The sequence below is a fragment of the Sporosarcina sp. P34 genome (genome assembly GCF_002743375.1).
Taxonomy (GTDB): domain Bacteria; phylum Bacillota; class Bacilli; order Bacillales_A; family Planococcaceae; genus Sporosarcina.
The window spans coordinates 294958-309027 of record NZ_PDZC01000002.1; the positions used below are offsets into that span (position 1 = coordinate 294958).

At 40.5% G+C, this 14070-nt stretch carries 10 protein-coding genes and 1 other annotated feature; of the genes, 3 read left to right on the top strand and 7 right to left on the bottom strand.

Annotated features, from left to right (window positions below; translation table 11 throughout):
- Positions 1-60: 60 nt before the first annotated feature.
- Positions 61-1443: an anthranilate synthase component I family protein gene (locus tag CSV63_RS05390; protein ID WP_233191952.1), complete on the bottom strand. Its 1383-nt coding sequence runs from the start codon at positions 1441-1443 to the stop codon at positions 61-63.
- 88 nt (positions 1444-1531) lie between these two features.
- Positions 1532-1751 (bottom strand) — a binding site (T-box leader).
- Positions 1752-1925: 174 nt separating this feature from the next.
- Here CSV63_RS05390 and rluF point away from each other — a divergent pair.
- The 3 genes from rluF (at position 1926) to CSV63_RS05405 (ending at position 6781) form a co-directional block, all read left to right on the top strand.
- Complete coding sequence (gene rluF, locus CSV63_RS05395; protein WP_099694876.1) at positions 1926-2630, top strand: 23S rRNA pseudouridine(2604) synthase RluF; 705 nt, start codon at positions 1926-1928, stop codon at positions 2628-2630.
- 253 nt (positions 2631-2883) lie between these two features.
- A complete protein-coding gene (locus CSV63_RS05400; RefSeq protein ID WP_099694877.1) occupies positions 2884-5301 on the top strand; it encodes a bifunctional diguanylate cyclase/phosphodiesterase in 2418 nt (805 codons plus the stop codon).
- A gap of 178 nt (positions 5302-5479) precedes the next feature.
- Entirely contained in the window at positions 5480-6781 is a 1302-nt protein-coding gene (locus CSV63_RS05405; protein WP_233191953.1) for a uracil/xanthine transporter, read from the top strand.
- 25 nt (positions 6782-6806) lie between these two features.
- On the opposite strand, the gene CSV63_RS05410 is transcribed toward CSV63_RS05405, so the two are convergent.
- The 6 genes from CSV63_RS05410 to CSV63_RS05435 form a co-directional block, all read right to left on the bottom strand.
- Positions 6807-7418: an SAM-dependent methyltransferase gene (locus tag CSV63_RS05410; protein ID WP_099694878.1), complete on the bottom strand. Its 612-nt coding sequence runs from the start codon at positions 7416-7418 to the stop codon at positions 6807-6809.
- 49 nt (positions 7419-7467) lie between these two features.
- A complete protein-coding gene (locus CSV63_RS05415) occupies positions 7468-9039 on the bottom strand; it encodes a sensor domain-containing diguanylate cyclase (RefSeq protein ID WP_099694879.1) in 1572 nt (523 codons plus the stop codon).
- Between the two features lie 138 nt (positions 9040-9177).
- A complete protein-coding gene (locus CSV63_RS05420) occupies positions 9178-9795 on the bottom strand; it encodes an NAD(P)-dependent oxidoreductase (RefSeq protein WP_099694880.1) in 618 nt (205 codons plus the stop codon).
- A gap of 112 nt (positions 9796-9907) precedes the next feature.
- Positions 9908-11356, bottom strand: coding sequence for a phospholipase D family protein (locus tag CSV63_RS05425; protein WP_233191954.1), 1449 nt, complete (start codon positions 11354-11356; stop codon positions 9908-9910).
- Positions 11357-11476: 120 nt separating this feature from the next.
- Positions 11477-12253 (bottom strand): ABC transporter ATP-binding protein, encoded by a 777-nt coding sequence (locus CSV63_RS05430; RefSeq protein WP_099694881.1) that lies wholly within the window; start codon positions 12251-12253, stop codon positions 11477-11479.
- Positions 12254-12314: 61 nt separating this feature from the next.
- Positions 12315-14000 (bottom strand): BCCT family transporter, encoded by a 1686-nt coding sequence (locus CSV63_RS05435; RefSeq protein ID WP_099694882.1) that lies wholly within the window; start codon positions 13998-14000, stop codon positions 12315-12317.
- Positions 14001-14070: the final 70 nt, after the last annotated feature.

Here is a 14070-nt window from a genome sequence, read left to right on the forward strand (position 1 = left end):
TCTCTTCCCTTCTCATCTAGATGTTTACTTGATCGTTCGGTAAGGCTTGAGCCTGGGCAATTACTTTGTCATTTCCGTTACTTCTAGTAAAGAACGGGCTTTATTGGACGTCTCTTTATATTCTAATGAAGGTACAGAAGCTCCTACTATCCCGGCACCTGCCTGAACATACGCTTTTCCTTCTTTTACAAGCATCGTACGAATCGTCAATGCGAAGTCGATATTACCGTTTAGACCAATGTACCCGATAGCGCCACCGTAAATTCCGCGATGCTGGTCTTCTAGTTCATCAATCATATCCATAGCAACCGATTTAGGAGAACCTGTTACAGTGCCTGCTGGCATTGTCGCTTTCAGTGCATCCAACGCATGTAAGCCTGGTGCAAGGTCACCCGTCACTTCAGAAACTAAATGCATGACATGTTCATAGCGAACTGTTTCCAAGTAATTTGAGACTTCAATCGTTTCGGGACGACAGACTTGTTGCAATTCTTTCTTGCCAACTTCCACTAACATATCGTGTTCGGACAGCTCTTTCGGATCATGGCGTAATTCTATTTCGAGCGCTTTGTCTTCCGCTTGATCTCGTCCTCTTCTGCGTGTACCTGCAATCGGATTTGTTAATACTTTATCTCCAGTGACACGGACGAGACTTTCCGGTGACGTTCCGATTACCGTATGATCTTCAAATTCCATGTAATACATATATGGAGATGGGTTACGGCGACGTAGTTTACGATACAACGCAAATGGGTCACCTGTAATATCTGCTTCAAAGCGACGTGACAAAACGACTTGTTCCGCCTGTCCTTCTTTAATCGCATCAATAACAATCTGGACACGACGCTCAAACTCTTCTTTAGAGATGGCACAACGATAATCAGAAAGAGAAACACTATCCTCTTTATCAACGGAACCATTCACAATCATGTCTTCGATAGCGTCCAAGTCAGGCGCTTCGTATACCGGATTGATTTCTGTATGCAGTAACGTTACTTCGTGCAATTGATGGTCATAGATGACAATGGTGTCATAAATATTAAAGTAGACATCCGGCACCTGAAGATCATCAGCTGTTCGCTGTTCACCATTTCTAGCTGCACCGTATCCTACATAACCAACTGCGCCGCCTGTAAACGGAAATCCAGCATCTTCCGTAATACGAGGCATTAGGCGCTTCAATAAAGTATAGAGATCCCCTTCATGCGTATATGTTCTATTCGTCGAGTAGACGATCTCTTCTACTACACCATCCCGACCTCGATAGGCTTTTTGGGGATTGAGTCCAATGAATGAATACCGCCCTGACCCCTCTGCTTGCGAAGAACTCTCCAACAGGAACTTATGATTTCCTTTCAATCTTCTAAATATCAAAATAGGGGTTAAGGAATCGCCCTCAATCTTTCGTGTCGTTACCCGTAAGTTCTTCTGCTCTGTCATCATGATCATGCTCCTCTTCTTTATGGACTGTTGTATAATTCGAATAATTAAATAGAAAAAGCCCTCTGCAAACAGAGCCAGTTAGCCTGTTGCAGAGGACGATTATGTAACCGCGTTGCCACCTCAAATTGAAGCGCCGAAGCACTCCCACTTTATGTGTTTTCACACTGCCCTTAACGCGGGCAAACGTCTGTTTTATATCAAAACAGCTGCCATAAGTCCATTCACGAACGATGTGTATCAGTTTTCACCAGCCACTGATTCTCTAGAAAGCACATGCAATCGCTACTCTTCTTATTCTTATCTTTTCGCTATTCTCTTCTCTGCTAACTCATCTCATCTGCCGGGACGATTCCGCTATCGAAACCTTCTGTCCATCTAGTTATTATATTTATCTTAATATGCTGAATCTTTAATGTCAACAATTTCTTACGGGAAAAATGCTATAATTAGCTTAGTGTAACAAATGCAGGAGGAGAGTCTATATGCGGATCAATAAATTTCTAAGTGGCGCTGGTATTGTATCCAGACGAGGGGCAGATCAGTGGATTGCTGACGGTCGTGTGAAAATCAACGGACAACTCGCGGAACTCGGAAGTAAAGTCAAGGCAGGCGATCGAGTAGAAGTCGATGGCAAGCTAGTCGAACAAGAAGAGCAGTTAGTGTATATTGCACTTAATAAACCAGTAGGTATCACTAGTACAACAGAACGTCATATTGAAGGGAATGTTGTAGACTTTGTTAACCATCCATTACGAATTTTCCACATCGGACGTTTAGACAAAGATTCCGACGGTTTATTACTATTAACGAACGATGGCGATATCGTCAATGAAATCCTAAGGGAAGAATACGGGCATGAAAAGGAATACATTGTGACCGTGGATAGCCCCCTAACCGCCTCATTTATTTCACAAATGGAAAATGGAGTGAAAATTCTCGATACCGTAACGAAGCCTTGTACGGTGAAAAAACTCGGTCCTAAAACTTTTTCTATTATTTTAACACAAGGTTTAAATCGTCAAATCCGCAGAATGTGTGCAGCGCTTGGCTATCATGTACGCCGCTTGCAACGTGTGCGTATTCTTAACATTGAACTCGGCGATCTTCCCATTGGGGAATGGCGTGAACTCACAGATACAGAACGAAAGAAGTTGTTCAAAACACTTCATTACGAACCGAAAAGATAAAAGATCATGGAGGCACTACAAAGCTTCCATGGTCTTTTTTCTATGTAACGCTCTACTATTTACAACAGATCTAATAACCTACGAATATTTCCTTCAGAAACTAGTTCAAAACTCTCTCATTCGTGCTATAATCAGACAGTTAGTATATTTATTTCTACCTATTAGGTATTTTTATATAATTTTATAGATTTAGGCTTTTAAATTAAGGACTATTCTATTTACCTAACTTTTTTAAAAGAAAGGTTGTGCATATATGCCGTTACAAACTCCTAGTATTTCTTCACATCTATCCACACTACTAGATGAAAAGTTCTGCATATCACTCATCGACTTAAGTGGTTATCTCACCTATGTAAATCAGAATTTTTGTGAGCTGACGGGTTATAGAGAAGATGAGTTAATAGGTAGAACGTGGGGAAAGTTAAATAGAGAGGTTTCTCTTAAAGCGAAGTTTCACATGCTTACAGAACACTTTATCCATAATGCCGTCTATCAAGAATCTATACAGATTTACTCTAAGTCGGGTACAGTGCACTGGTTGGATAGTACAATTGTACCCATGTATGATGCTACGGGAAACTTAACGGGTTATCTCTCTCTTGATATTGATGTAACTGGATCAAAACTGGCCTCAAACGAATACGTCAAAACACGTGCAGACTTGCAAAACTTTAAATATGCACTGGATGAATCAGCAGTAGTGGTTATTACCAATCCGCAAGGCGTCATTACATATGTTAATGACCATTTCTGTGTCCTTTCGGAGTACTCACGCGAGGAACTGATCGGCAAAACACATCGGGTAGTCAACTCGGGTACACATCCTAAAAGCTTCTTTGCGAATATGTGGAAAACGATTCAATCCGGTCGGGTATGGAGAGGCGTTATCCGTAATAAATCTAAGTTTGGAAAGTTTTATTGGGTCCATACTACTGTCGTTCCATTCATTGGTCCCGATGGTAAGCCGTTTCAATACATTTCTATACGCCAAGACGTGACATCTCAGATGGAAGCGGAAAAGTCATTGGAATTGGCATTAAAAAATGATTTTACAATGACCGTAAAAAATCTTCAAAATGCTATTTTCAAGTATTCTTTTGATGAAAATAATCAAATCAATATAACATTATTGGAAGGAAAAGTAGCCGAAGAACTTGGTGTCACTGCAAATACACTTAATCAGCTCATCTCCAATAATACATTTAACTCGTCTACATTTAAGCGACAGCTTCTTGGGGCTTTACTTGGCCGGGTTGGACAGTTTGAAATTGACTATCATTCCAGAACCTTTCTAGTTTATCTCTCTCCTATTTTTGAAGGGGAGAATATAGTCGAAGTTGTCGGTACCGCTAGTGATATTACCGATCGGAAAGAAGCTGAACGTTTAGTCGAACATATGGCATTTCACGACCACCTAACTGGATTACCGAATAGAAGGTTGCTAAAACAAACGGTAGAAGACTTGATTGAAACCCGTGTAAACAACCAGGAACCTTTCGCCCTACTCTATATGGACTTGGATCGATTTAAGAATATTAATGATTCTATGGGCCATTATGTGGGGGATCAATTGCTTAAAGCGGTTGGAGCAAGATTACAAACGCTTATTAGACAAAATGACTTGGTCGGCCGACTCAGTGGAGACGAGTTTCTTATATTGTGTTCTTCTACGACGAAACAAGGTGCCCAAATGGTCGCCCAGCGAATCGTCGATGAAGTATCAAAATCCTTCCTGATCGATTACTTAGAAGTTTTTATTGCACCTAGTATCGGAATCAGCATGTATCCAGACGATGGGACAGAATACGATACGCTTATTCGTAATGCGGATTCCGCTATGTATTTAGCGAAACAATCGGGTAAAAGTACCTATCAGTTTTTTACAGAAGAACTGTATAAAGACTTAATGGAACGAACGTTAATTGAGATGGAATTACGTCAAGTACTCCATAAAAAAGAATTGTCATTGCATTACCAGCCACAATATGATTTTAACACAGGAAATATAATTGGTGTAGAAGCATTGGTACGTTGGCAACATCCATCTAGAGGTATGATACCTCCCGGACAATTCATATCTATAGCAGAAGAAACGGGAATGATTCTGGCTATTGGTTTATGGGTGCTAGAGACCGCTTGTAGACAGGCGAAAGAGTGGCAAGACTTAGGCCACACTTCACTATTAATGAGTGTAAATGTTTCGTTACGTCAGTTTAAAAGTAGTAGCTTTGTGGCAGATGTTAAAGACACACTTCATAAAACGGGTCTGCAACCACACTATTTGAATATCGAAATCACGGAGAGTATGACATCTGACGTGGACTATTGCCAAAGTATTTTACAAGAGCTGCGTGCTATCGGTATTAAAATTAGTATCGATGATTTCGGAACAGGCTATTCTTCATTAAGCTACTTATCTAAGTTTCCTCTGACCCATCTCAAAATTGATCAATCTTTTGTTAGAGAACTGCATTTAAATTCGGTTATCGTCAAAGCTATTATTGATTTAGCTAAGAACTTACATTTACGAGTAATTGCTGAAGGAGTCGAAACTTACGAACAGGCCGAATTTCTCAAGAAACTTGAATGTGATGAAGCACAAGGTTTCTTGTATTCCCGACCCCTACCCCCTCACGAACTTTTACAGTTACTTCCTCATATAAAATCGTAATAATGTAGCCAGCAGACAGACGTCTGTTGGCTATTACTAGTATATATGATTGTCAGTAAATTACTTTTTCCTTACGGTACTACTAGAAACATTATTCTTCCTATTAATTTTGTGCTATAGTTTTCTTTATATTTAAATTATTTCGACATACATAGATATCTACAGGGGAGAGATGTGAATGCGTTCTATACAAATGCGGTATTCAATTACTGCGTTAGCCGGATTTCAATGGTTGTTCTTTATGTTCGCCAATACAGTTGTAATCCCTATTTCGGTCGGTACTGCTTTTGAGCTTGAGCAAATAGAAATTGTTTCTGCTATACAGCGCTCATTTATTTTTACAGGAATAGCTTGTTTACTGCAAGGAGCATTTGGACATCGATTGGCATTGATGGAAGGTCAGTCAGGTTTATGGTGGGGCGTAGTACTCAGCTTGGCCGGAACAGCGAGTGCAATGGGCTTAAGTTTACCTACAGTTGGAGGGAGTATCGCAGTAGGCGCTATGATTTCCGGTGTACTGGTTGCTACACTCGGCATGCTCGGCATGGGTGATATTCTGAAGAAATGGTTTACACCTACTGTCATGTTCGTGTTTTTACTACTTTTGGCGAATCAATTGATTACCATTTTCTTAAAAGGAATGATTGGTCTCAATGACGGTGAATTCATCAGTCTGTCGAAGACTCTATTTTCATTCGCTCTAGCGGGTCTGACGATTCTGGTTCATGTGAAAGGAAAAGGGATTATCAGTAGCTTGAATCTACTTATCGGTATGACCGTCGGTTGGATTAGTGCCGTGCTGATTTTTCCGCAAGTAGCTACTGAAACGATAAAAACTACACCGTTTATCCAATGGTTCCCTTGGGGTGAACCGACTCTTGAGATCGGTATCGTAATTACAGTGGTCATTACAGGTTTATTGAATACGACGAATACAATCGCTACCCTAAAAGGGGCGGAAGATATATATGAGAAAGAAACTACTAAAACTCAGTATAAAACTTCATTTCTCATTACGGGAGGAATGAATATCGGAGCAGGTGCGTTAGGCCTCGTCCCGTATGCACCTTATGCATCGTCCATCGGTTTTCTGCAGTCCAGCGGAATAAAGGACAGAGCCCCATTCTTTCTCGGGTCCATACTGTTTATCATGCTCGGACTCGTACCGCCTTTAAGTGCATTTTTCTCTACTATCCCTCAAAGTGTCGGAAACACGGTATTATTTGTAGCGTATTTACAGCTATTCCGGTCTGCTTTGCGCAACGTGGAAGGATTAACATTCGAACCTAAAACTATATATCGAGTCGCATTACCTGCACTTCTTGGATTATCCATCATGACACTGCCAACCACTGTGTTCTCTTCACTTCCTGAGCTCGTTCAACCTCTATTATCAAGCGGCTTGCTAGTAGGTATCTTGGCTGCACTCTTGATGGAATTAATTTTCTGGATTGGTCAGCGATTCAGTCATTCTACGTGATAAAATTCAGTCCTGATTTGCATAATCAGGGGTGTTTGTAGGTATAAACCAAGAAACGCTCTGCTTTGTCGTAAATTTGCAAATGTGTAATGGGAATCTCCGCTATCTTTTCAAATAATGGATGACGATGCAAGAAATAAACATATTCATCAGTCGGATAATATAGAATGATTTCCAATGTACGAGGAGAGTTTTCAACTGACTTTACAATCCGTTGAACTACAGTTCGAAAAATATCCAAAGAAAATGGATTGAAAAAGTAGAACGTCACGGCATCTGCCGGAATGATGTAACTCTCCGCTATACAGCATTCAAACGAAATAGATCCTGGTCTCTTAGGAAAGGCTTGCCGATAATCCATTAAGTTGGTCATGGCATTTTGGTATAACACACTATTCATTTCAATACCTATCGTGTCCAAACAAAAGAGGTGATTTACGTAAAAAGGTACTCTTCCTTTTCCACAGCCAAAGTCAATCAAGCTCCCCTCTTTTAAGAGGTCATGGTCGGCAAATAAATAGTCTAGCACCTCGTAAGGTGTCGCCTCATAACGATTATAATGAGAAGACTGATGATTCCACTCTCTAATACCAAGTGTTTGGATGTGTAAGCGTTTATCCATAGAGTGCTCCGGCATGGCTCTATCCCCTTTCTATTGATCTGACAGTAAAGAAAACCTCGACATATCACTCATGCCGAGGTTCATCGGAAACGACGATGGTCTTATTACGTCCTGTACGTTTGGCTTCATACAGACTTTGATCAGCCAATTCAATAAGTCCTGCCGAATGGTTGGCATGAAGTGGATAAGCAGCTACCCCAGCTGAAATTGTAATGACTTCACCGCATGGACTGACTGTGTCTTCCAACTTTTCACGAAGGCGTTCCGTGGTCAGATAAGCCGTAACTTTATCCGACTTCGGTAATAAGATGACGAATTCTTCTCCACCGTAGCGACAACAAATATCTTGCTCACGAATTGTTCGTTGCACCAAGTCTGCCATGTAAATCAATACTTTATCACCGACTGCATGACCGTAGCGATCATTGACACGTTTAAACTTATCTATATCAAAAATAATTAGAGCGAATGGCGTTCCTTCGTCTACCCATTGCTTCATATAACTATCCATCATGCGGCGATTCGGTAACTTCGTTAAAGGATCAGTTGTTGATTCGTGAATGAAGTAGTTCATCTCGTTTTTGAAATAATCCAAACTATGTAACATAGCTCCTTTTAATTGTCTTGCTTCATAGTACCAATCGGAGATCATTTCCATTTTTTCCTTTTGATCAGACTCTGTACTGTTTTCTGTATAGTATGCCAACTTTTGAAGAGGCAAAGCAATCTTTCTCGAAAAATATCTAACCAAGATAAACGAAAGAAGTAGTAACGGCAGAGATTTCAATGCCATTTCTAGCACCATTTCTTTCGCTGGGGCAACAGAAGTGTCCAGTTTTGTTTGCGAGACGATTCCCCATTCGGCAATAGGAATATAGGCATATCCGGCTAACATAGATATACCCTTTGTATTGATTAGCTGTGTATAATTACTTTCTCCTGTAATTACTTTCTGGACCGCTGGATTGCTTGAAACATCCTCATTCAAACGCTCTTTTTGTTGATGATAAATTAGTTTCCCGGCATTGTCTACTACATAAACATATGAACCATTTTCATAATAATGGCTCCCTAAAAGTTTCTCTAATATATTGGGCTTATTTAGATAGATAGCTCCTCCTAAAAATCCCTTATACTCGCTACCTTCAAAGAGTGGGACGCTGATGAATATAATCGGTTCTCCTTCAATTCCAACGTAAGGCTGAGAGATTATTTTTCGCTTTTCCTTCAGAGCTTGTATTGCCCCAATTGACGTCAACTTCTCTCCAAGCAACCCAAGGCTCGGAGTGGACGTACTTAGTAGGACACCTTCTGTAGAAGCAATCGCAACGGAATCAAATGTATTTGTTTCCAATCTAATCCGCTCTGTCAACGCATTCATTTGCATTTGTGAAGAAGGTTCCTTAAGTAGCGGAACCACGATTTCTGCATTAACTTCTAATGTGTTTAATATCTCACGTAAATACGTATCTGTAGTAGAAGTCAATTTTTGGACATATGCGTAGTTCGTTTCGAGAGTTGACTTTATTAGGTTTTTTTTATGCACTTGATATGCCACCGTAGTACTCGTTAGAAAGGTTAACACAATTGCCAGTATTGCCATGACTTGAATTAAGGTTTTCAAGGACCATCTCATTTGTTTCCCATTCTCCTTTTCCCTGTGGTGCTATCCTCCTATTATATCATAGAGTAAAGAGATATTATGAGATTTTATTCATTTTTAATACAATATATACCAGTAGTTAGAACGTATTCCCGCCCTTATCGAAATTTCTTAATAGGAAATACCTACTCTGAATCCTTTATAATCTTGTTTTGATAGTTCATTATAAGCAAACGCAGCAGTATCACCGGTAGAGATCTGGGTGCCGTTAATCGGTAAGTACTCTTTTTCCATCCGATAATTGCCGACCGCTTCCCCATCTGGTAAATAGGTTGGGCAAACTATCGTCCAATCTAAACCAGAATCTTTCAACATAGTAAATACCTTATGGTGTTCCTCCGCCGCAAATGTCAATTTACGATGAGATTCATTCGATTGATAACGTAGCTTGGACGGTTCTGTTCTACTATTCAATATCCCAGCCGTCCCAATTGTGACGATTCTTTCGATGCCATATTCTTTCATCCCTTCAATAATGGCCTGCATTGCTTCTGTCAATGTAGTGGTTTTGTCAGTGCCCAGTGCACTGACGACTGCGTCGGCACCCGCCAGTGCTTTTTTTACTGAATCGGGGTTCCGTACGTCTCCTTCAATGATTGTCAACCTTTCTTGAGGTTTGCACTTCTCAGGAGATCGAACCAATGCCGTGATCTCATGTCCGTCAGTTAATGCACGACGAACAATCTCACTACCTGTTCGGCCTGTCGCGCCAAATAGTACAATCTTCATCTACTACATCTCCTATCGTTTATTCATGTTAGAAACTCTTCATGTTTTATGTACGTGTATTATGTCAAATGTGATTGATACATCATAAACATTGTACGGTGCATTTTCAAATTTAATATGATGTAAGCTTGGCCCAACGTTGCAGTGCGTAAATTCCACGTTGGAAGAATGTCAGGCTATTTTGGTATTCGTCTACATCCAGAGTGTACAACGCATCTTCGTTATCCCATATCCTATCAAAATACGCATTGATTTCATCTGTCAGCTCGCTGTCTACAGGTGCTACAATTCGTAGATTCGCCTCCAGGTTATAATCACGCAACGTTCGCTCCGTTATATTGGAGGATCCGTTTGTAATATACGTTTTGTCTGCAGTCTGTACCGTTACCAACTTGGTGTGATATTGACCAATCACGGTATTATACCAACGCACTTTAATTTTATCGTCTGTATTTTCCCTTATTTCCTGGACGACTGGACGATTAGGTAAGCCAGACTTTTTACTACCAAATGAGTTTTCATTCGGGTCTAAGACCATCTCTACATTAACACCACGATTAGCCGCTTCTTCTAACGGACGGATTACTTCCTGCTCTGAAAGATAAAACATCCCCATACGGATCACATCATCTTTTTTCGCTTTTTTAATATCACTCACTAAAGCATCCATAACCTTGCTTTCGGTCAAGTACTGAACTTGATAAGGTCCTTTTTGTTCTTCTGCTTGAATACGTGGCAACTTTCCACCCGACGAATATTGAAGCACAGCTTCTTCCGCTTCCAATATGTCATTCTGGATTGGGCCTTGTACTTTGAATGCCACATTACCGTGTCGCCCACTAGCTGCGTGAGGATTAGAGGACGTAACTAATGCCGCTTGATCTGTCACGAGTGTTTTCCGATGATTTGCTTTGACGTTCAATAATTTCAAATAAGATGAAAACTTCACGTCAGGCGCATCACTTGCTAGGAAGTTAGGAAAACGATTTTTTCCATTAAAATCAAACCACTGGAGAAAGATACGGTATCCACCTGAGTATAGAGGCATCGAATCACGTAATGGTTCCAAGTCTGTATATACTACTTGTACACCCACCTTTTCCAACGCTTTAAACCATTCAGACTCATATGATTCATAGCCGGTATTTACTGGGTCAGTTATGTAAACAATTGGCATGTCCGGAGATTCCTTCTTTTTCTTGACAAGCACTTCTGTTAGTTGGTCTGCAATTTGAGGAAAATCTTCTTTTTCATCATAATAGTCGTCCATTAAAAAGAAATCGAGGACAATAAACTCTTTCGCATCTTCAATCATTCGAAATACTTCATCGAAAATACGTAATTCTGATTTGTAGTGATCTTTCGACTTCGTCTTGGAGTACGTTAAATCATATATGAACTCTACATTTTCTACTTGATGAAGTTCTCCTTTATAGGAAATGCCGGGTGGCAATGGCTTATACGTGTGCCAAAGCATGACACCCATGTAGAGCAATGCAACAAAAAGTAATGCATAGGAAGCTATACGCTTTTTGGTCATTTTGCGCTTCTCTATCGCCACAAGCTCTCTCCCCCTTTCTCTAGCTCTTTTGATGTATATGATTCTAAACGCTTCGCATTGCGCTAGTACATGTACTATAATATTCCCACTCGATCTGGCAATAAATTGTATAGATTTTCATTATTTCATCGAAATATAAGGTCGTTCAGCATGCCACTCGATCTTTACAGGAACTTGAAATGTATCTGATAGCAATTCATCTGTCAAAACTTCTTTTTTAAGACCACTGGCCACAACTTTTCCTTCTTTCAATAATAGTACATGAGTAATTTCGGGCACGAGTTCTTCTATATGGTGTGTGACATAAACGAGATGCACATTCTGTTTCGCAGCTATTTCAAGCGAATCAAGAAATTGCTCTCTTGCCAAGACATCCAGCCCAGAACAAGGTTCATCCAAAATCAATAGTTCTGGATCGCCCATCAAAGCGCGTGCGATCAGCACACGACGTTTTTCACCTTCAGAAAGGAGTCTGAATTTCTTTCCTTTCACATGGCTTAAACGAAAATCCTTTACTAAATAATCGGCACGTATCCAGTCTTCTGCTTTAATTTCATCATAAATACCGAAGCTCGCAAATTTACCACTGATAATAATTCGCTCAATCGATTCATTCCAGAAGTAGTCCGAGAATTTTTCCAATGAACTACTGACAAAGCCGATCTTTTTACGTAATTCAGGTAAATATGCGCTCCCAAACTGTTTGCCTAGCACCTCTACTTCACCACTGGAAGGGATTTCATATGTAGAAATAATGGATAATAACGATGTCTTACCCGAGCCATTCAAGCCGAGCATTCCCCACTGTTGGCCTTGCTCAATCTCCCAAGTTATATCTTGCAAGATTGGATTATCTCCTCTATTAAATTGAACGTCTTTAACTTTTACAATCGCCACACATATTCTCCTCTCTGTGATAAAAAACCGGTTCGTGCTAAACGCTACGAACCGGCCTTTTCTATTTGTTCTTTTCTTTCTCTACTTCAATATACTTCTTCTTTTCTAACTCTTGATATTTTCTATCGTTTTTCTCTTTTATTCTTCTTGCCCTTTCTGCTTCTCTGCGGGCTCTCTTTTCTTTTTCACTTTCTTTACGTTTACGTTTTTTCTTGACTTCGCCTTCTACATGTTCAAATTGGCGAATATCTGTCGGTCTGACTGTAATCGGTTCCCTGACTAGTAGCTTAGCCAGTGAGAAGATCAGTAATAGAAGAAGTAAGGTAAACGGCAAGGCAGACACAAGTGATGCTGATTGCAAAGCTTCCAACCCACCTGCATACAATAATGTAGCCGCAATTGCAGTCATTAAGAATCCCCAGATGAACTTTACAATTAATGGTGGGAATAAACTGCCTCGCGTCGTCATACTTGCTAGAATATACGTTGCTGAGTCCGCGGACGTAATCAAAAACGTGAAAATTAACACAATCGCCAAGAACGATACGATACCCGTCATCGGCAAGTGTTGAAGCGTCGCGAAAATAGCTGACGTGACATCCTTGTCTACTTCTTGTGCAATTTGTGTACCATTACGCAAATCACTGTATAGCGCAGTTCCACCGAGTGTTGCAATCCACATACAAGAAAACGCTGGTGGAATGACCATCACACCCATGATGAATTCTCTAATTGTTCGTCCCTTCGATACACGTGCCACGAAAGCACCTACGAAAGGAGACCAAGCGATCGTCCAAGCCCAGTAGAAAATAGTCCAATCTTTCACCCACGTACCGCCTTGATAAGGCTGAAGACGTAAACTGTACGTAATGAAGTTATTAATATAATCTCCAATCGCCAGCGTAAAGGTTTCCAATATAAATACTTTCGGTCCTACGAAAAAGAAGAATAGTAATAATGCAATCGCCATACCCAAGTTAAAGTTACCTAGATATGCAATACCCTTACTTAGGCCTGAAGCAGCGGACGTCATGTACGCAGCGAACACAACGGCAATGATCAACAATTGAATCGTAAACGTACTTTTAATATTAAAGACGTACTCCAGTCCACCACTCATCTGTAAAACACCCATACCAAGCGAAGTAGCAATCCCCATGACAGTTGCTATAACCGCAAATGAATCGATACCTGTCTTCACGTGACGATTACTCCCAATCAAAGGCTCAAGCGCCGTTGAAATCAAACCGTCCTTCTTCTTCCGGAACTGGAGAAACCCAATAACCAGTCCTACTATACCGAAGATGGCCCATTGTGAAATACCCCAGTGGAAGAAAGAATACCCCATCGCAACACGTGCTGCTTCTTCCGTATGTGATTCAATACCTGCAATAGGCGACTTGAAATAGTGACTCATTGGTTCCGCCACACCCCAGAACACTAGCCCTACGCCGAAACCGGCAGAAAAAAGCATGCCAATCCATGTGAAAAATGGATATTCTGGACGTTCTGAATCTCCACCCAAACGAATAGCTCCAAATTTACTAATTGTCAATCCAACTAAAAATATAATGACAATAAATACAGCAAGTAAATAGAACCATCCGAAGTTATCTGTCGTGAAATGAAAAAGCCTTTCGGCAACCACACCAAATCGTCCAGGTATAGTCGCTCCTAATACGACGAGTATAAGAATAAATACAGCAGAAATAGAGAACACGGGATTTTTCCAAAACTTTTTGTCCAAACTTATCGACTCCTAGTGTTCATTTGGTAACTCTCTTACTACACTCTTTACCCCGATTTCCAGAGATATA